Origin of the sequence: Nitrospirillum karajorum (assembly GCF_036348415.1) — a bacterium.
In the GTDB taxonomy this organism is placed as follows: Bacteria; Pseudomonadota; Alphaproteobacteria; order Azospirillales; family Azospirillaceae; genus Nitrospirillum; species Nitrospirillum amazonense_B.
The window spans coordinates 420,243-439,095 of the sequence record NZ_JAZBQB010000003.1 but is presented as its reverse complement, the minus strand read 5'-3'; the positions used below and the strand labels follow the sequence as shown (position 1 = coordinate 439,095).

Annotated in this window: 17 protein-coding genes and 2 tRNA genes; 7 read left to right on the top strand and 12 right to left on the bottom strand. The window is 68.1% G+C overall.

The annotated features are described in order from the left end of the window. Positions 1-71: 71 nt before the first annotated feature. The 5 genes from UCD39_RS15655 to UCD39_RS15635 all read right to left on the bottom strand — a co-directional run bounded on the left by UCD39_RS15655 (position 72) and on the right by UCD39_RS15635 (position 3,018). Positions 72-1,799, bottom strand: a complete 1,728-nt coding sequence (locus tag UCD39_RS15655) for an ankyrin repeat domain-containing protein (RefSeq protein WP_330496889.1) — start codon at positions 1,797-1,799, stop codon at positions 72-74. Between the two features lie 177 nt (positions 1,800-1,976). Then, positions 1,977-2,390, bottom strand: a complete 414-nt coding sequence (locus UCD39_RS15650) for a type II toxin-antitoxin system VapC family toxin (RefSeq protein ID WP_330496888.1) — start codon at positions 2,388-2,390, stop codon at positions 1,977-1,979. Continuing rightward, a complete protein-coding gene (locus UCD39_RS15645) occupies positions 2,387-2,653 on the bottom strand; it encodes an AbrB/MazE/SpoVT family DNA-binding domain-containing protein (RefSeq protein ID WP_330496887.1) in 267 nt (88 codons plus the stop codon). Before UCD39_RS15645 ends, UCD39_RS15650 begins: the two co-directional genes overlap by 4 nt. 147 nt (positions 2,654-2,800) lie before the next feature. After that, positions 2,801-2,874 (bottom strand) — tRNA-Gln (locus tag UCD39_RS15640). Positions 2,875-2,944: 70 nt separating this feature from the next. Further along, positions 2,945-3,018, bottom strand: a tRNA-Gln gene (locus tag UCD39_RS15635). 346 nt (positions 3,019-3,364) lie between these two features. Here UCD39_RS15635 and UCD39_RS15630 point away from each other — a divergent pair. The 5 genes from UCD39_RS15630 (at position 3,365) to UCD39_RS15610 (ending at position 9,274) form a co-directional block, all read left to right on the top strand. Further along, a complete protein-coding gene (locus UCD39_RS15630; protein ID WP_330496886.1) occupies positions 3,365-4,399 on the top strand; it encodes a Ppx/GppA phosphatase family protein in 1,035 nt (344 codons plus the stop codon). A 140-nt stretch (positions 4,400-4,539) separates the two neighbouring features. Next, complete coding sequence (locus UCD39_RS15625) at positions 4,540-5,283, top strand: RlmE family RNA methyltransferase (RefSeq protein ID WP_330496885.1); 744 nt, start codon at positions 4,540-4,542, stop codon at positions 5,281-5,283. A 231-nt stretch (positions 5,284-5,514) separates the two neighbouring features. After that, the gene (gene guaB / locus UCD39_RS15620) at positions 5,515-6,990 is read left to right on the top strand and encodes an IMP dehydrogenase (protein ID WP_330496884.1); all 1,476 of its coding nucleotides are present in this window, start codon (positions 5,515-5,517) and stop codon (positions 6,988-6,990) included. 182 nt (positions 6,991-7,172) lie between these two features. Next, positions 7,173-8,576, top strand: coding sequence for an RsmB/NOP family class I SAM-dependent RNA methyltransferase (locus UCD39_RS15615; RefSeq protein ID WP_330496883.1), 1,404 nt, complete (start codon positions 7,173-7,175; stop codon positions 8,574-8,576). Positions 8,577-8,689: 113 nt separating this feature from the next. Continuing rightward, positions 8,690-9,274, top strand: a complete 585-nt coding sequence (locus UCD39_RS15610) for a GNAT family N-acetyltransferase (RefSeq protein ID WP_330496882.1) — start codon at positions 8,690-8,692, stop codon at positions 9,272-9,274. Positions 9,275-9,286: 12 nt separating this feature from the next. On the opposite strand, the gene UCD39_RS15605 is transcribed toward UCD39_RS15610, so the two are convergent. After that, positions 9,287-10,297, bottom strand: a complete 1,011-nt coding sequence (locus tag UCD39_RS15605) for an alpha/beta hydrolase (RefSeq protein ID WP_330496881.1) — start codon at positions 10,295-10,297, stop codon at positions 9,287-9,289. Between the two features lie 194 nt (positions 10,298-10,491). Here UCD39_RS15605 and guaA point away from each other — a divergent pair, with 194 nt between their 5' ends. Then, the gene (guaA, locus tag UCD39_RS15600) at positions 10,492-12,054 is read left to right on the top strand and encodes a glutamine-hydrolyzing GMP synthase (RefSeq protein ID WP_330496880.1); all 1,563 of its coding nucleotides are present in this window, start codon (positions 10,492-10,494) and stop codon (positions 12,052-12,054) included. 299 nt (positions 12,055-12,353) lie between these two features. Here guaA and UCD39_RS15595 read toward each other — a convergent pair whose 3' ends face one another. The 3 genes from UCD39_RS15595 to UCD39_RS15585 all read right to left on the bottom strand — a co-directional run bounded on the left by UCD39_RS15595 (position 12,354) and on the right by UCD39_RS15585 (position 14,715). Further along, positions 12,354-12,995 (bottom strand): DsbA family oxidoreductase, encoded by a 642-nt coding sequence (locus UCD39_RS15595; protein WP_330496879.1) that lies wholly within the window; start codon positions 12,993-12,995, stop codon positions 12,354-12,356. 84 nt (positions 12,996-13,079) lie between these two features. Further along, the gene (locus tag UCD39_RS15590; RefSeq protein WP_088871133.1) at positions 13,080-14,006 is read right to left on the bottom strand and encodes an oxidoreductase; all 927 of its coding nucleotides are present in this window, start codon (positions 14,004-14,006) and stop codon (positions 13,080-13,082) included. 64 nt (positions 14,007-14,070) lie between these two features. Further along, on the bottom strand, positions 14,071-14,715 hold the full coding sequence (locus UCD39_RS15585; RefSeq protein WP_330496878.1) for an SDR family oxidoreductase: 645 nt from the start codon (positions 14,713-14,715) through the stop codon (positions 14,071-14,073). A gap of 164 nt (positions 14,716-14,879) precedes the next feature. On the opposite strand from UCD39_RS15585, the gene UCD39_RS15580 reads away from it, so the two are divergent. Next, on the top strand, positions 14,880-15,257 hold the full coding sequence (locus UCD39_RS15580) for a winged helix-turn-helix transcriptional regulator (RefSeq protein WP_330496877.1): 378 nt from the start codon (positions 14,880-14,882) through the stop codon (positions 15,255-15,257). A gap of 507 nt (positions 15,258-15,764) precedes the next feature. On the opposite strand, the gene UCD39_RS15575 is transcribed toward UCD39_RS15580, so the two are convergent. Genes UCD39_RS15575 through UCD39_RS15565 form a run of 3 tightly spaced genes read right to left on the bottom strand, consistent with a single transcriptional unit; the run spans position 15,765 to position 18,840 of the window. Then, positions 15,765-16,739: a carbohydrate kinase family protein gene (locus UCD39_RS15575; protein ID WP_330496876.1), complete on the bottom strand. Its 975-nt coding sequence runs from the start codon at positions 16,737-16,739 to the stop codon at positions 15,765-15,767. Next, complete coding sequence (locus UCD39_RS15570) at positions 16,736-17,782, bottom strand: SIS domain-containing protein (protein ID WP_330496875.1); 1,047 nt, start codon at positions 17,780-17,782, stop codon at positions 16,736-16,738. The genes UCD39_RS15575 and UCD39_RS15570 overlap by 4 nt, the downstream gene beginning before the upstream one ends. Next, positions 17,779-18,840 (bottom strand): ADP-ribosylglycohydrolase family protein, encoded by a 1,062-nt coding sequence (locus UCD39_RS15565; RefSeq protein ID WP_330496874.1) that lies wholly within the window; start codon positions 18,838-18,840, stop codon positions 17,779-17,781. The genes UCD39_RS15570 and UCD39_RS15565 overlap by 4 nt, the downstream gene beginning before the upstream one ends. Between the last annotated feature and the right edge of the window lie 13 nt (positions 18,841-18,853).

Below are 18,853 nucleotides of genomic sequence, written 5' to 3'. Positions count from 1 at the left end.
GCCCCCCTTGTCACGGATGGCAGTGTGCCGGGGGCGGGCTTGGCCTTCAAAGGCTTCAGTGTCGCAACGCCTCACTCCCCCGCCGCCATCTCGATCACATCGGCGGCGTCGTCCAGGCCCCGGCGCCGCGCCGCCTCGGCCGGCGTCTGGCCCAGGGGGTTGCGGAAGGCGGGGTCGCCCCCGAAGGACAGCAGCAGCTCCGCCACCTCCACCGCCGCCTCCTCGTTCTGGGGCAGGCAGAACAGGGCGGGTTCGCCCGGCCGGTCCTGGCGGTTGGCGCGGTCGGGCTCCTCGGTCAGCAGGGTGCGCAGCCGCTCCACCTTGCCGGCGAAGCACAGGCCACGGAAATTGCGGCTGTGTCCGGCCAGGAAATGCGCCATCGCTTGTTGGCCAATATAAACGGCGTGGGTGAGGGGCGTGCCGCCATAGCGCCGGTCGAAGGGGTCGACCTCGGCCCCCCGCTCGATCAGCAGGCGGGCGATATCCACCGCCCCGGCGTGGACGGCGGCATGCAGGGCGCTGTGATCATGGTCGTCGGCGATGTCGGGCGACATGCCGAGGTCCAGCAGCGTCCGCACCGCGTCCACCCGCTTCGCTCGGATGGCGGCCCTCATGGGCGCCATCCGGTGCAGGACCGCCGGGTGCGCCGCTGCCAAGTGCCGAAGCGTGGCCGTGTCCCCGGCAGCGGCGGCGGCCACGAACCTCTCCCCTCCACTCAGCTCCGGTTCCCGCGCGCCATGGCGCCGCAGCAGGTCCGCCATGGCCATATGCCCACCCAGGATGGCGTGCTTGAGCACCGGATGCCGGGAGTAATGGTTGATGTCGTTGGCATCGGCCCCATGGGCCAGCAACCATTCCGTCCGGCGGGGATGGTCGTTGGCCACGGCGTTACCCAGCAGATAGGCCACCGCGCTGCGCGCCTTGTCCCCGCCCAGGGCGTTGGGCGCGGGGCCCGTCCATTTGCCGGTTTCTCCCCGGCTTGCCGATTCCGCCCACAGGAAGTCCAGCCAGGCGGTCGAGTCCTCCCCCAGGGAGGTGTTGTACAGCGCCTGGGCGGCGAACGGGTTGGCGCCCCGATCGATCAGCAGGCGAGCGAACGCCTGCGCCTGCGGGTGGGGCGCCTGGCCGCCTTCGCCCTCACCGATCACGCCCACCAGGGGGTTGAATTCCGGGCCCTGGTCCGACCAGCCGGCATCGGGGTCGGCGCCCGCGTCCAGCAGCAGGGTGGCGATGTCCAGGGCGACCGCGCCCCCATCCGCGCCTCCTGCCGGCAGCCGCGCGTACGCCAGTCGGATCAGGGGCGTCCAGCCATCGAAATCGCTGCGGTCCTGCGCCAGGCGCGCGTCCTTCTTCAGGAAGGCGCGCACCGCGTCCAGGTCATGCGCCGCCACGGCCGTGTGGATGCTGGCCTTGGCGATCTCCGGATGCCGGGCCAGCAGGCGGGCGGCGACGGCACCCCGGCCGGCACCGTCCTGCTCATAATCCCCCCAGGTGCGCGTGGCGGGATCGGTGCCATAGCGGTTGACCGACTTTTCCAGGAACAGGCGGATGCGGTCCTCCTGCGTGCGGGCGCGGTCGGCCAGCTCACGGGTCAGGGCCGCCCAGGTGGGATAGCCATGCTCCCGCGCCAGGGCATGCTGCACCTCGCGCAGCTTGGGCGCGGTGGCATGCCCGGGGAACTGGCTGAGGAAGCGCGCGGCGGCGTCGACATCGCCGGCCTGCAGCGCCTTCAGCCAACGCTTGGCCTCACGGCGCAAGGCATTGGCGGTGGTGCGGGGGGAGAGGGTGCGCGAAGACATGGACCTTCCTTCCGTGAAACGCCCGATGTCCGCTACAGGGGGCCGGAAGAAGGGATATGTCGGGTACGGACGAAGCCGAATGGGTGGAGGCCAGGCCCCCTTGCCGCGGACAGGTGGCGCCCCACTGCGCACTGCGGTTGAGGAAACGATGATTGACGGGGCGCTGTCAACGGTGTGTTAGGCCGAGAGGACCTCCAGGCCGCGGCGCTGCGCGGCGGCGATCAAGGCGGCATCACAGGAAGCCAACGGAATACTCCGCCGCAGGGCCAGCTCCAGATAGGCCGCATCATACAGTGTCAAATCCTCTTCCCGCGCTAGCCTTCGGGTCGCGGTCCATGCCTGGCTGTCCGTTTCCTCATCGCTCTGGATGGCCATGCGACCCAGCCGGGTGAGCGACCGGTCGACATAGGCCTCATCACACCGGCCCCGCCTGACGGCGTTGCGCAGGACATTGGCGACCTCAAGCCGCCAAAGGGCGGGAACCAAGGCGCCTTCGGCCACGACGCGCAGCATGGCCGCATGTGCCGACGCTGTCCGTTCATCGTCAAAGAGCCAGGCGATGGCCATGGAGGCATCGAGGACGACGCTCATCCCCTTCTGCCTTCCTCAAGCAGTTCCCGTATTGATGTGGAGCCCAAGGAATGGTGGCGGCTTTCAGCCATGATTTCAGCGGCCGCCGCCGCCGCGTCGTCCCGCGCCCGGATATGGGCGGCTTGGCGGCGGATGATCAGGTCACCGTCCTGGATCTCGACGTCCACTTTCTCGCCATCCATCAGGCCGGTGGCGCGCGCCACGTCCATGGGCACGCGGATGGCCAGGTTCTTTCCCCATTTGCCGACGACGCTGTGTGACATGGCGCGGCTCTCTTCCAGAGTGGTTTGGCGGGGATAGCCTGGCATATCCCTGGAAGGGCCGCAACGTGGGGCAGCCATCCGCAGGCCATAGCGCGCGATGCCGAACGGTGCAGTGAATTTGCGGAAAGTGCCGGATCAAAGGCCGTTTGGCTGGGGGACTTGGATTCGAACCAAGGTTGACGGAGTCAGAGTCCGTAGTCCTACCGCTAGACGATCCCCCAGCAGGACGGGCCGCGATGACGCCTGGAATGGCGTCGATGCTCAGGTGACCAGAGCTGTCGCGGAAGAAATTGGCTGGGGGACTTGGATTCGAACCAAGGTTGACGGAGTCAGAGTCCGTAGTCCTACCGCTAGACGATCCCCCAGCAGAACGAACGCGGTGGCGTTTGCCTCCATGTCCGTCGGACGGCGCGGCTTATAACACCCCTCTTGGGGGATGTGTAGCCCTTTCTTGGATTTTTTTTGACGGTGGCGGAAAGCGGGGCCGGGCTGGGCGGGGAGGGACGCAAGGGCCGCCGATGGTGCAATTGCGGGGCGCTGCCGCGTGCGCGAGGGTGGTGGTGCGGGGCCGCTTTCATGGTCTAGAGTACCCCTTGTGTGCCGCAGCGGCGCCGGGGCGCCCCCCAGGACATTGGTCCGGGGTGGCTGACCGGGCGCCGGAAGGGCGGCGGGAAGCCCGGAACGGGCGTGACGGAAAAGGCTGGTTCGGCGATGAGTGAAACGGGCGTTCAGCCCCTGCCTGAAACCCGCGCCTCCCGGGGCGCGGGCCCGGGTGAGCCTTTGCGGCGGCCGGTGTTGGCCGCGCTGGACCTGGGCACCAACAATTGCCGCCTGCTGATCGCCCGTCCGGGGCGGGAGGGCTTCCGCATCATCGACGCCTTTTCCCGCATCGTGCGGCTGGGCGAGGGGGTGAGCCGGACCAACGCCCTGTCGGATGAGGCCATGGCCCGCACCGTGGCGGCCTTGAAGATTTGCGGCAACAAGATGCGCCGGCGCGGCGTCACCGATTTGCGCGCCGTGGCGACGGAAGCCTGCCGTCGCGCCGCCAACTGCGGCAGCTTCATCGACCGCGTGGCGGAGGAAACCGGCATCCGCATCGAGATCATCTCGGCGGAGGAGGAGGCGCGGCTGGCGCTGGCCGGTTGCGCCGCCCTGCTGAACCGCCGCATCCCCCGCGCCCTGGTGTTCGACATCGGCGGCGGCTCGACGGAGATCATGTGGCTGTCCTTCAGCCGGGGACGGCCCATGCTGATCGACCAGGTGTCGGTGCCCCAGGGGGTGGTCAGCCTGACGGAAACCTTCGGCGGCGACCGCGTCCTGCCCGAGGCCTATCGCGGCATGGTGGACACCGTGGGCGCGGCCCTGGCGGATTTCGATGCCCGCAACGACATCCGGCGCGAGGTGGCGGCCGGCCGGGTGCAGATGCTGGGCACCTCGGGCACGGTCACCACGCTGGCCGGCATCCGCCTGGGCCTGACCCGGTATGACCGGTCCCAGGTCGACGGGTCGTGGCTGGGGCTGGAGGAGGCGCGGGCCATCAGCAAGTCGCTGCTGGACCTGGATTACGCTGGCCGCTCCGCCCATCCCTGCATCGGCCACGATCGGGCGGATCTGGTCATCGCCGGCTGCGCCGTGCTGGAGGCCATCTGGGAACGGTGGCCGGTGGAAAACCTGCGCATCGCCGACCGGGGCGTCCGCGAGGGCATCCTCACCGAGCTGCTGGCCGCCACCCGTTGCCCCGGCTAGGCCGGGTCATGGCGGCCCCGCGTGCTTTGTCTTGAGGTTTCACTTGCCTTTGGCGGCATCAGGACCAATATGCGCCGCTTCGAATCGATGCCGAGAGATGACGGGGCCGTGGGCCCGGTCCGCCAAACCGGGTGTTTATCATGACCAAGTCAAAGGGTTCCGGGGCCAAGGGCACGGGTAGCCAACTCAGCGGTCGCGGCCTGACCGTGCGCGTGAAGACGGCGGCCAAGCGCTCCGTTTCCTCCGCCCGCTGGCTGGAGCGCCAGCTGAACGATCCCTATGTGGCGGAAGCCAAGAAGCGCGGCTACCGCTCGCGCGCGGCCTTCAAGCTGCTGCAGCTGGATGAGAAGTATCACCTGCTGAAGCCTGGCACCCGCGTGGTGGATCTGGGTGCGGCCCCCGGCGGCTGGACCCAGGTGGCGGTGGAGAAGGTGCGCGGCGCCAAGGTCGTGGGCCTGGACATCCTGGGCATGGAGGATGTGCCCGGCGCCATCACCATGCAGATGGACTTCCTGCTGCCCGAGGCGCCCGACCAGCTGAAGGCGGCCCTGGGCGGCCCGGCCGATGTGGTGCTGTCCGACATGGCGGCCCCCACCACCGGCCACCCCAAGACCGACCATTTGCGCATCATGGCGCTGGCCGACGCCGCCTACGCCTTCGCGGCCGAAGTGCTGGCCCCCGGCGGCGCCTTCGTCGCCAAGCTGTTCCAGGGCGGGGCGGAGCGCAGCCTGCTGGACCTGCTGAAGCGCGACTTCGCCGTGGTGCGCCACGCCAAGCCGCCGGCCAGCCGCGCCGACAGCTCGGAAACCTATGTGGTCGCCACCGGCTTCCGCGGCGCCACCACCCGGCGGGACGATGACGTCGCCGAGGGGGATGAGGACTAAATCCTTAACCTTTCCACCCCGTGAGGGGTGAGGTCCGCGCAAGTCTGCATGGCGGATTTGACCCATATCTGGTGGGTTCACAAGCGGGCAAGCGCGTGTATAGTGCATCGAACCTTAAGCCCTGGATGACGCGGCCGGCCCCATGTGTGGGGGCGGACGGGTCGTCCCATACCCGTATCTGACGCCTGGGCCCGCCACATCCTACGGCCGGCCCGCCTAGGGAGATGGTTCATGACCCGTGCGCTCCAAATCCGCGAAGCCCTGACCTTCGACGACGTCTTGCTGGAGCCCGCGGCGTCCAGCGTGATGCCGGCCGAGGTGGACACCCGCACGCGGCTGACCAAGACCATCGAACTGGGCATCCCCCTGATGTCCGCCGCCATGGACACCGTGACGGAATTGGCCCTGGCCATCGCCATGGCCCAGGCCGGCGGCATGGGTGTCATCCACCGCAATATGGACATCGAGCGCCAGGCTGAGGAAGTGCGCCGGGTGAAGCGCTTCGAATCCGGCATGGTGGTCAACCCCATCACCATCGCCGCCGACGCCACCCTGGCCGACGCCCTGGGCCTGATGGCCCGCTATCGCATCTCCGGCATTCCGGTGGTGGAGAATGGTGCGGCGGGCAAGCTGGTCGGCATCCTGACCAACCGCGACGTCCGCTTCGCCACCAACCCCCACCAGCCGGTGTCGGAACTGATGACGCATCAGAACCTGATCACCGTGCGCGAGGGTGTGGGCAAGGATGAGGCCAAGCGCCTGCTGCACACCCACCGCATCGAAAAGCTGCTGGTGGTGGACGACAGCTACCGCTGCATCGGCCTGATCACGGTGAAGGACATCGAGAAGGCGCAGTCGCACCCCAACGCCTGCAAGGATGAGAAGGGCCGCCTGCGCGTGGCCGCAGCCACCGGCACCGGCCCGGATGGCCTGGCCCGTGCCGAGGCGCTGTTCGACGCCCAGGTGGACGTGCTGGTGGTCGATACCGCCCACGGCCATTCCTCCAAGGTGGCCGACCAGGTGCGCGCCGCCCGCGCGCTGTCGAACTACACCCAGGTCATCGCCGGCAACGTCGCCACTGGTGACGCCGCCCGCGCCCTGATCGACGCCGGCGCGGACGCCATCAAGGTGGGCATCGGCCCGGGCAGCATCTGCACCACCCGCATCGTCGCCGGCGTGGGCGTGCCCCAGCTGACCGCCGTGATGGACGTGGTGGACGCCTGCCGTGAGCGCGGCATTCCCGTCATCGCCGACGGCGGCATCAAGTATTCCGGCGACCTGGCCAAGGCCATCGCCGCCGGCGCCGACGTCGCCATGCTGGGCAGCATGTTCGCCGGCACGGACGAAAGCCCGGGCGAGGTCATCCTGTACCAGGGCCGCAGCTACAAGAGCTATCGCGGCATGGGCTCGGTGGGCGCCATGGCCCGCGGCTCCGCCGACCGCTACTTCCAGGCCGAGGTCACCAACACCCTGAAGCTGGTGCCCGAGGGCGTGGAAGGCCGCGTGCCGTACAAGGGCCCCGTGGGCAGCGTCATCCACCAGCTGGTCGGCGGCCTGCGCGCCGCCATGGGCTACACCGGCAACGCCACCCTGCCGGAGATGCAGCAGAACTGCCGCTTCGTGCGCATCACCAACGCGGGCCTGCGCGAAAGCCACGTCCACGACATCCAGATCACCAACGAATCGCCCAACTACCGTCCGGGTTGATTTCGGGCCACGTTTGCTTCTTCCATCCATAGTTGGGGCGCCCTCAGCGGCATGAGATAAGTCTCATGCCGCTGTAGGCCGCGACTGCGGCCGCCGGAGGTTTCCGGGAAGCGAAGCGGACTGGAAACCGAGGATAAGCCAAGGGCCGGATGGCCCGCCGGCGTTTGAGGAACAATATACTGATGACCCCGACCGCTCGCCTGCAGGCGGCCATCGACCTTCTGACGGAAGTTCTGGCCACGCCGCGCCCCGCCGATGCCGTGGCCAGCGCCTTTTTCCGCGCGCGCCGCTATATCGGCGCCAAGGACCGCACCGACGTGGCGGAGAAGGTCTACGGCATCCTGCGGCGCTGGGCCCGCCTGCACTGGTGGCTGAACCGCGCCGGCTATGGTGGTGCCAATGCGGATGGTACGGCCCAGCCGGCGGTGGACGCCCGCGCGCTGCTGATCGCCGATGAACTGCTGACCCGGGGCCGCAGCGCGTCTTCGGTGGCGGAGCATTTCAACGGTGGCAAGTTCGCGCCCCCGCCGTTGGAGGCGCATGAGCGCGCCCTGATCCAGGCGCTGGAAACCCATACGCTGGAGCACCCGCAACAGCCGGACGCCGTGGTGGCGGAGGTGCCGGATTGGGCGGCGGACACGCTGCGCAACGCCCTGGGCGAGCGCTTCGTGCCGGAGATGCAGGCCATGCTGGGGGCCGCCCCCATGGATCTGCGCGTCAACCCGGTGAAGGGCACGCGGGAGCAGGCGCTGGCGGCCCTGGCCAAGGCCGGCGTGCAGGCGGAGCCGACCAAGATCTCGGCCCTGGGCATCCGGGTGCGCAACCGCTTTCCCATTGCCACGCTGAAGGCCTTCCAGGACGGCTTGCTGGAAATCCAGGATGAGGGCTCGCAACTGGTGGCCTTCGCCGCCAATCCGCAGCCGGGCCAGCAGGTGGTGGACTTCTGCGCCGGCGCTGGCGGCAAGACGCTGGCCATCGCCGCCATGATGAACAACAAGGGCCGTGTCGTCGCCTGCGACGTGCTGGACGGCCGGTTGAAGCGCGCGCAGGAGCGGTTCCGCCGCGCCGGCCTGCACAACATCGAGACGCGGCCCATCAAGTCGGCCCGCGATCCCTGGGTGAAGCGGCACAAGGGCCGTTTCGACCGCGTGGTGGTGGATGCGCCCTGCAGCGGCACCGGCACCTGGCGCCGCAACCCCGACGCCCGCTGGCGCCAGCTGGGCCCCGGTCTGTCGGAGCTGCTGCCCCTGCAGGCGGAAATCCTGGACAGCGCCGCCCGCCTGGTGCGCCCGGGCGGCCGCCTGGTCTACGCCACTTGCTCGCTGCTGCCGGAGGAGAACCAGGACCAGGTGACCAGCTTCCTGGCCAGCCATCCTGACTTCACCCTGCTGCCCGTCACCGAGGCATGGCCCGAGGGCATGGGCACGCCGCCCAGCACCAACGGCATGCTGTCGCTGTCCCCGGCCCGCCATGACACCGATGGCTTCTTCGCCGCCGTCATGGTGCGCAAGGAGGCCGCCGCCGGTGTCCCCAACGCGGATGAGCCGGAGGCGGAAGAGGCTGGCGAGGACGCCACCGAGGCCTGACTCCGTCCAAGTTCCCGAACGATTCCCCACCTTCCCATCGCGCACGCCCTCTGGCGGGATGCCCGCATCTGCGGCAGGATGGTGGGGACGGTAACGGGAACGAGGGGCGGTTCATGGCTCACGGTCCGGCGGAAATCGGTTTGGTGCGGTCTGCCACCGTGGCGGACGCCGCGGCCATCGCCCGCGTCCATGTCGCCAGCTGGCGCACGACCTATCCGGGGCAATTGCCTGACGATTACCTGGTGGGCCTGTCGCCCGAGGCGCATGCCCAGCGCTGGCGCGGCTTGCTGGCCGGGCGCCAGCGCCGCACCTTCGTCGCCATGGGGGAGAACATCGCCGCCGACGGCCTGCCGGCCACCGGCGTGGTGGGCTTCGCCACCTGTGGCGCCCAGCGCACGGAAATCCGGGGCTATGAGGGCGAGTTCTACGCCATCTACCTCTATGACCACGCCCAGAACCAGGGCCACGGCCGCCGCCTGATGGCGGCCATGGCGACCGAACTGATGAGTTCGGGCATGCGCTCCGCCTGCGTCTGGGTGCTGCGCGACAACCCCGCCCGCTGGTTCTATGAGCGCTTAGGGGGAAGTCGTTTGGCGGAACAGCCCATCACCTTCGCTGGGGCCCGCCTGACCGAGGTCGCCTACGGCTGGCTGGACCTGGCGCCCCTGGCCCGGTTGTCGTCGTACAGCGAGCGGTGAACGGGAAGCCCGCTAATTCCCCGGCGCCGCCTGGTGAATGAAGCCGGTGATGGCGTCCATGACGCCAGGCGCCAGGGGCAGGGTGGGGTCGGTGTAGGTGGCGATGTTGGCCTTGGGCTCGGCCGGCGCCGTTTTCAGCACATGGTTGGTGCCTGGGATAAGGGCCAGGGTGGCCGAGGGTTGGGCCTGCGCCAACAGCCGGGCGTCCTCCGCCGTCACCTGCAGGTCGGTGTCGCCCTGCAGCACCAGCAACGGCACCGTCAGGGCCGCCGCCGCTTGGGTCGGGCTGACGGCCCCTTGGGAGATGACATAGGGCTGTATGGCGGGGCGGTAGAGCACCCGCAGGGCCGGCGGCACGTCCTCTACCGTGCGACCCTCCTTCAGCGCCGCCTCGATCGCCGCCACCTTGTCCAGGATGGCAGGCGGGGCGCCCCGGTCGCGGATCTGCTGCAGGCGGATATCGCCGAAGGGCCGGCCGGCGCCGGACAGGGACAGCACGCCGCAAACCGGCACCTTTTCCTTGGCCAGTTGCGCCGCCGCCAGGGTGGCGATGGTCGCCCCTTCCGAATGGCCCAGCAGCATGACGCAGCGCACCTGGGGCTGGCGCGCCAGATAACGGGCCCAGGCCGCCATGTCATCGACATAGGTGGAAAAGCGCAGCTTATCCTCACCCGGGCAGGCGGCCGAACTCTTGGCGATGCAGCGCTTGTCCACCCGCAGGCTGGCGACGCCATCGGCGGCCAGGCCCTGGGCGATCAGCTTCAGCACGTTGCTGCGCACCGTCAGCATGGCGGAATTGCCGTCGCGGTCGGAGGGGCCGGAGCCCGCCTGCATCAGCACCGCCACGCCGCCTGTCCAGCCCGCCGGCCGCATCAGGGAACCGTAGAGCGACGAACCGCCGCCGCCGTCCAGGCTGACCTCGATATCGGAGGCGCCGGGAGACTGGTCGGACGGCTGGGCGAATGCCGGTGGCGCCGAGAGGATCAGGGCGGCGGCCAGCAGACGGCGGAGGAGGGGGCGCATGGAGGCTCCAGGCAAGGGGATATATTTCGTTATTTAGCAAAATAACGAAACTGAATCCAGTCCGCTCAAGGTCCATCCTGTTCGGTCGCCCGCGTTCGGCGCGGGGGGCCCTTGCCTGTCCGGCGCTTGCCGTGCCGTGCCCCTTGGACTAGCGTGCGGCCACCCTCGCAACCCCCAATGATAGGGATAAGCCCATGGCCACAGAGACGACGTCCGATCGGGTCCTCATTCTCGATTTCGGGTCGCAGGTGACCCAGCTCATCGCCCGGCGGGTGCGCGAGGCCGGGGTGTATTGCGAGATCCACCCCTATTCCATGAGCGAGGCGGCCATCCAGGCCTATGGGCCCAAGGCCATCATCCTGTCGGGCAGCCCGGCCTCGGTGACGGAAGAGGGCAGCCCCCGCGCCCCCGGCATCGTCTTCACCAAGGGCGTGCCCGTGCTGGGCATCTGCTACGGCCAGCAGACGATGTGCGAGCAGCTGGGCGGCAAGGTCGAGCCGGGCGAGACCCGCGAGTTCGGCCGCGCCTTCGTCGACGTGAAGGAGCCCTGCGCCCTGTTCGAGGGCGTTTGGCAGGTGGGTGCGCGCGAGCAGGTATGGATGAGCCATGGCGACCGCGTCGCCAAGCTGCCGGAAGGCTTCCGCATCGTGGCGACCAGCGAGGGCGCGCCCTATGCCATCATCGCCGACGACAGCCGCCGCTTCTACGCCGTGCAGTTCCATCCTGAGGTGGTGCACACCCCGCACGGCGACGCGCTGATCCGCAATTTCCTGTTCTCCGTCTCCGGCCTGTCGGGCAGCTGGACCATGGCCGCCTTCAAGGCCCAGGCCATCGAGAAGATCCGCGCCCAGGTCGGTACCGGCAAGGTCATCTGCGGCCTGTCCGGCGGTGTCGACAGCTCCGTCGCCGCCGTGCTGATCCATGAGGCCATCGGCGACCAGCTGACCTGCATCTTCGTCGACACCGGCCTGATGCGCGCTGGCGAGGCGGATGAGGTGGTGACGCTGTTCCGCGACCACTACAACATCCCGTTGGTGCATGTGGACGCGGCCGACCTGTTCCTGGGCAAGCTGGCCGGCGTCAGCGATCCGGAGGTGAAGCGCAAGACGATCGGCGCCACCTTCATCGAGATCTTCGATGCCGAGGCCAAGAAGATCGGCGGCGCCGGTTTCCTGGCGCAGGGCACGCTCTATCCCGACGTGATCGAAAGCGTCAGCTTCACCGGCGGACCCAGCGTCACCATCAAGTCGCACCACAATGTGGGCGGCCTGCCGGAGCGCATGAACCTGAAGCTGGTGGAACCGCTGCGCGAACTGTTCAAGGATGAGGTCCGCCGCCTGGGAGTGGAGCTGGGCCTGCCCCAGGCCTTCATCGGCCGCCACCCCTTCCCGGGCCCGGGACTGGCCATCCGCATCCCTGGTGAGATCACGCCGGAGAAGCTGGAGATTCTGCGCAAGGCCGACACGGTCTATCTGGAGGAAATCCGCAACGCCGGCCTGTACGACGTCATCTGGCAGGCCTTCGCCGTGTTGTTGCCGGTGCGCACTGTTGGCGTCATGGGCGACGGCCGCTCCTATGACTATGCCTGCGCGCTGCGCGCTGTGACCTCGGTCGATGGCATGACCGCCGACTACTACCCCTTCAGCCACGAGTTCCTGGGCCGCGTCGCCACCCGCATCATCAACGAGGTGCGCGGCATCAACCGCGTGACCTACGACATCACCAGCAAGCCACCGGGCACCATCGAGTGGGAGTGACGGGGCGTGCTTTTGGATATTCAAGGATAGTGCGTCGGGGTCTCGGCGAGGTAGGCGTTTCGATAGCTGTCGAAATCTCGTAGCTCACAATTCACGAACTAGCGTTATCCCCAAATTTGTCCTCGCGACCGCAACCTAATGACACCCGGAGCGTCGGCCTTCAGCCGCCACTCGGCTAGGCGTGTAAACGACTTTGAGCAAGCATGGCCCTGTGGCCGACGATGGAGCGGAAGTTGCAGGCCGCTTTTGCATTGGAGCGCAACCCTGGGTGTTTCGCTGCGATGGTGTCCCGGTCGCTGCTAGGCGGACGCGGCGACACCAGCAGCCCCACGGATAGCCGATGCAATCTCGTCTTCGCTGCGTCCTCCGTTGATGGCGATGCGTCCGCCAAATACAAAGTGGGGCACTGACCTGACCCCGGCCGCCATCGATTTGGCCGCCTCCTGCTCGACACGTCTGTGTTGCTCGCGGTCGAGCGCTATCGCACGAGCTTCTTCGCGTTCGAACCCATAGGCCACGGCAATGTCCGCGAGGACATCGGCGTCTGAGATGTTCCTTGCTTTCAGGAAATGGGCATCGGTGATCGCGACCGCGAACTGATGCTGCGTTCCTTTTGCTCGCGCCGCAAGGATCAACCCGTGCGCTGCCTGCGTCCTGTAGGTCCAGGGCTGACGGCTCAGGTCGAGATCAAGACCAGATGCCCGCGCTTCCGCCTCCGGCCGGGCGAACGACGCCTTCGGATCCGTCACGCCATAGCGCGAGAGAAGAAGATCGGGAATGTAGAGGCCCTCGGCCGGTGCATCGGGAAGCAGAAGGACCGGATGTTGGCGGATGTCCACGTCCAGATCAGGGAAGCGTTCCGCCAGGACCTTGTCGAGACGGTGATGCCCGATGATGCACCAGGGGCAGGTGACCTCGGTGTAAAGATCGATTTGCAGCATTATCTCACTCTTCTGGTCGTTGAACCGACAGTCTTGGATTAATTGAGCCATTTCGCGTCGACTGCAGCGCCCTCCATCCATAAGTCAGGACGGGCCATCGACGGAGGGCAAGTCAGGGTCGATCCTGGTCATTTTGACGGACACATCCCACAGTCGCTTGGCGAGCTGCGGATTCCTCGCGTCCTTGGAGGGAACACCTTCACCGGAAGGACCACGCAGCCCGGAGAGTCCCGTCGGCCCGTAGTAACCGCCTGGCTTTACTCGTCCGGTCGCTGCGTGCAGCGCGCCCCAGGCGCCCATGGCGGGCGTGGCGAATAGCAAGCCGATCAGCGACATTACTATGTTGCCCCACCGGCTGCCGCGGGCGAGGTTTGTCCCGACAAGACCCGGGTGGCAGGCCACCGCCGTTACCGGCGCTCCTGCCGCCCTCAGCCGCCGATCCAGCTCGAAGACGAAGAGCAGGTTCGCGAGCTTGCTGGCGCCATAGCGTGGAAGCCACCTGTAGCTCTTCTGAGCGCTAAGGTCGTCCCATTCTATCTTCGCGCCCTTATGCTGCCCGCTGCTCGTGATGACGATGCGCGATCCGGGCGTTTCCATGAGTTTCGGCAGCATGAGCGCGCTGAACGCGAAGCAGCCAAGATGATTGACGCCGAACGTCTGCTCGAAGCCCTGCGCTGTGTGCTTGAGCGTCGGTCCCTGCACGCCGGCATTGTTGATCAGCACGTCGACACACGGCTCCTTGGCGGCCAGTTCAGCCGCCCGTCGCACGCTCGCCAAATCCGCCAGGTCAAGTGGTAGGAACGCGAGCTCAGCTCCCGAAGTCTTTTGACGAATCCGGCTCATCGCGGCTCTCGCCTTCGCCTCGTCGCGGCACGCGAGCAGCACTCGCGCACGCCGCGCCGCCAGCGCGCTCGCCACTTCAAAGCCTATGCCGGTATTGGCCCCCGTAACGATGAAGCACTTGCCTGACTGATCGGGCACATCAGCCGTCGTGAACCCCTCTGATGGCATAGGTTTCTCCTTCCGTTTGACGAGCGCCTGGGTCTGTCCCGCAGATCGCGGATACCCTTTGCCCTCAGCTACGATTGGCTATCCCCGGCGCTGCGTTCACGAACTCCTTGGCTGTGACCTGATCGACCAGGAACTTCGCGAGGTTCCCGCGCGACAGCTTCGTGCCGAGCTTCGTCCTGCCGTACCAGCCAATGTCCACCTGACCTGTTGCTGGCCCATCCTTCAGGTTGGGAATCCGTACCAGCGTCCAATCCAGGCATGAATTGCTCACCAGTTCAGCGGTCGATTTGATGTCGTCATAGGCGTTGCGAACGATCAGCTTGAACAGCAGCACGAATGCTCGCGACTTGAAGTCGAAGCCGTCATTCGGATCACGATAAGCGGCCGTCGAAATTTGAATGAGCCGACGAACCTTCTGCTCTTCCATGACGGAGATGATCGTACTGAGGCCGCGCTTGATCGGCCGCTTCGCGCGCGATTTCAGCCTGTTAGGCCCCAGCGCGCTGATCACTGCGTTTGCGCCCGCGACGCATGCCTTGATCGCTTCGCGATTGTTCAGGTCACCGACGACGACGTCGATCCTGTTACCGAAGGTCGAGAGCTTTCCGGCATCCCGCGTGTAGACGGAGAGCTGATATCCCTGCCGGAGCGCCTCTTCGATGATGTGCCTTCCGGTCGGTCCGGTCCCTCCAAAGAGAGCGATCTTCATTTCATTCCTCGTGGTCTTGTTGCTCGCGCTATTCATGTCCGCGTTCACGGCGAGAACGGACCGGCGCCTTCGACAGGCCTTTGCACTGACGTGAGCAGGGTAGTAAACTCTTGTTACCGACACTATTGAGGTAACTGGCCGATCCTCCGCAAGAAGGCACTCCCATGACACTTGGTGACATTGATTTTCCTACCCCCAGCAAAGGGGACGACTGCCGGACGGTTCGGGAAATCCTTGATCTCGTCGGCGACAAATGGAGCCTGTACATCATCGCAACGCTCAAAGATGGACCAGTTCGGTTCAATGAGCTGCGGCGTCGGATCGACGGCATCTCGCAGCGGATGTTGACGATCACCTTGCGCGGACTGGAACGCGACGGGTTGGTGAAGCGGACATTGTTCCCCACTATTCCGCCGCGCGTGGATTATGAGCTGACGGAGGTGGGGCGGACGCTTCTTGCGCCGGTAATGGGTCTCGTCACGTGGGCATACGCCAGCCAGGCGAACATCCAGGACGCTCGCGTCCGGTATGATGCAAGCTAAGGGGTGTGTGGACAAATTTGAGCCAGTATCGAGCGGTGGCGATATGGACCAGGCCGAGAAAGCTGTTGGCCAATTTGCTGCGTCGGAGGCGCATCTCGCCAGTGGCAATGCCGAACGATACGCTAGGCAACGACTTGGTGGTCATTCCGGTAGGCGTCGGATCCGATGCAAGCAAGACTTTGCCTGTTCGCGTAGGCGCCGGGTTGTGCCAACGCTGATGGTACTTTTCGCCGCAATCTGGGTTTGGGCGTCAGAGCTGTACAGGATCAGGAAGAACCGATAGTAGCCGATAGATGGCTTGCGGACGTCGTCGGAAATTCCTTAACGATATCAGCAGTGTAGCTTTTTTTACGGATCCTAGGCCGGTAGTATCCTGCGTCTGGCAGTGGCTGGCGTCAGCACGCACTAAACATCACCTGGTCGCCTGCGGAGAATGACCCTGATAGGCTTATGAGACTGGTCGGGGCCACGGGCCAGTGATGAGACGTGGGCTCCAAGGTGCCGGCGTTATGGGGTGAAGATGCCGCCATGGGCCCGCCCGGTGTCGTTCGCCTCCGGGCCTACGGTGTCCAGTACCGAGGCCACGGCGGCATGGTCGGGGAAGCCCGCGCGGGCACCGATGGCGGTGATGGCCAGACTGGCGGCGGCGGCGGCGAAGCGCAGGGCGTCGGCCAGGCTGTCGCCGTGGAGCAGGCGGGCGAGCACGGCGGCGTTGAAGCAGTCGCCAGCCCCGGTCGCGTCCACCAGGCACGCCGGGAAAGCGGGCTGGATCACGCTCTCCTCGCCCCGCACGGCGATGGCCCCCCGGGCACCCAAGGTCACCACCACCAGCCCTGGCCCCTGGTCCAGCAGCGCCCGCGCATGCTCCGGCGTTGGGGGCAGGCCGGTCGCGGCACGGAACCCGCCTTCGTTGAAGAACACGATGTCGCTCAGGGGCAGCAGCGCGGCCAGCCGTTCCGGGCCCGGGGCCACCGCCGCCTCCACATCGATGGCGACCCGGGTGCCGGCGGCACGGGCCAGGCGGCTCACGACATCGAACTCCGCCAGGTCGTACGGCATGGCGTAGACGACGCAGGACTGTTCCAACGCCGGGGCCAGGGTGGCCGCATCCAACGGCCAACCGGGCAGCGGGGCGTAGACCAGCGCCTTCTCGCCATCCCCGTCCACCAGGATCAGGGCCGTGGCGCAGGGGCCCGGCACCCGCCGCACCCACTGGGGCGCGACGCCGAAGCGCTGGAACTCCGCCACCAGGTGGTCGCCATCGCCATCATCGCGGCCGACCCGGCCGTAGGCTGCGGTGGGCAGGCCCAGGCGAGAGGCGGCGCAGGCCACGTTGGCCGCCGTGCCGCCGGCGTGGCGGCCCAGGTGCCGGCCCAGGACCTTCTCATCCGCCGCCGGCGCGCGGTGCACGGCGAAGACCAGGTCGATATTGGGGTCGCCATAGGCCAGCAGGCCAAAGCGGCGGCGTCCGGGCGGGATCATCGGGCGCCTCCCGTGCTGGCGAGGGTCCGGAACCGACCGGCCATCGCGGCCGCGTCGCCGGCGGCCAACGCCAGCGCCTGGCCCTGCATCAGCAACGGCAGGGGCGTCATGGGCTCATCCATCTCGGGCACGGGGAAGTCCGGTCCGCCCAGTACCGCCACTGCCGCACCGCGCTCGCGGGCGGCGGTGGCGGTGTCGGCCAGGTGGTCCGCCGCGCGCGCGCCGGGGGGTGCCAGGACCAGCACCAGGTCGGCGGGGGTCAGGGCCTGCAGGCGCAGGGCGTGGTGGAACTCCTCCACCGCATGGGGCAGGGCCGCCAGTCCCGCCGCCGCCGTCAGCAGGTCGGCGATGCAGCGGGCGGTGCCGGTGTTGGGGCCGGCGCCGACGATGTGCAGATGGCGCCGGGTGGCCAGCGCGGCGCCCAGGGTGTGGATTGCGGTGTCGGATCGCAGGACGCTTTCCAGGGTGGCCGGCAGGGCGGCGACCTCCCGGCGGGGGCCCACCGTTGGCCGCCGCAGCACCTCGCCCCATTCCAGCGCCAGCAGGATCAGGACGGCCAGGGTGGCGGCGGTCGATTGGGTGGGCATGCCGTCCTTGTGGGCGCCGGGGCACAGGCCCCACACCGGCGGGGCGAGGAAGGGCGTGCCCTCCCGATCGCAGATGCCGATGACCAGGGCGCCACTCTCTTGGGCGCGGGCCAGGGCGTCATGGGCCGGCGACGGACGCCCGCTGGAACTGATCACCGCCACGGCGGTATGGGCTCCCAGGTCTGGGTGGCCATAGCACGCCAGGTCGAAGGCCTGAACCGCCTGGCAGGGAATGCCGGCATAGGCGGCGAAAGCCGGCGTGGCCATCAGCCCAGCGGACAGGCTATCGCCGGACCCGGCCACCAGCAGACGGCCGATCCCCCGGGCGGTCAGTGCCGCCGCCAGGTCCCGCACTGGTGCAGCCAAGCGGGCTAGCGCCCTGCCCACGGCCGCAGGGGTGTCCGCCCGCTCCCGTGCCGTGGCGGGCAGGGGCATCAAGGTGTCGGCCTCCGTCATGCCGCCAGCCGCCGTTGGGCGATGGCCGCCAACTCGGCCGCCAGGGCATCCAGGCCATAGTCCACCGCGTTCACCGCCCTGAACTCGGCGGTGAGGCCGGCGGGCAGGGCGGAGGCGCCGCACAGGGCGCCGGCCAGCGCCCCCGCCATGGTGGCGATGGAATCGGTGTCGTTGCCGATGGTGGCCGACAGGGCGATGGTGCGAAGCGGGTCGCCCTTGGCGTAGGCCAGGATGGCGATCGCCGCCGGCACGGATTCCGCCGCCAGGACCGAGGCGCCGACCTGTGCGTCCAGGGCCTCGAGGAAGGCCAGGTCGTCCGTCGCCTGCCCGGCGATCTTCAACGCCAGGTCCAGGCGCGCCTGGAAGCGGGGGCCGGGCCCCACGCGGGCATGCCGGGCGGCCAGGGTGGCGCCCTGACGTCCCCCCTCGACGCAGGCGGTGACGACGTCGGCGAGGTCGTCCGTCACCAGGGCCCGGGCCGTGCCGGCGGCGATGGCGCAGGCGGCGGCGATGGCGACATCGGTGTCGTGCGAGGGCAGGCAGGTCACCAACGCCTGGGCACAGGCGGCGTCCAGGTCGCCGGGATGGACCAGCCCGGCGGGCGCCACCCGCATGGCGGCGCCATTGGTGGTGCCGATGGTCGTCATCTTGCGCCGCGACTGGCCGATGACCCCCACCAGGGCCGGATCGGTGCCGGCACGCAGGGCCGCCACGAAGCCCACCGTGCTGGGCCCCATGAAGCCGGCCTTGGGCGAGGTGTCGGCCCAGTCCAGCAGGCAGGCGACCCAGCCGGCCGCGTCCAGCCTGCCCCCGCCGCGCACCAGGGCGCGGGCTAGGTAGTACATCTGGCTGGCGTCGTCCGTCACCTCCGCCCTCTTGCCGGCGTTGGCGCCGGCGAAGGTGTCGGCCGTGGGCGTGACGAAACCAGTAACCAGCCCGCCATGGGCGGCCAGAATCTCGGCCATGGACCATTGCTCGGTGGGCGCGCCCAGCGCGTCGCCCATGCCGGCCAGCAGCAGCGAACCGGCGATCCGGTCATGCAGGGAGGATGTGCTCATGGATGTCATGTCC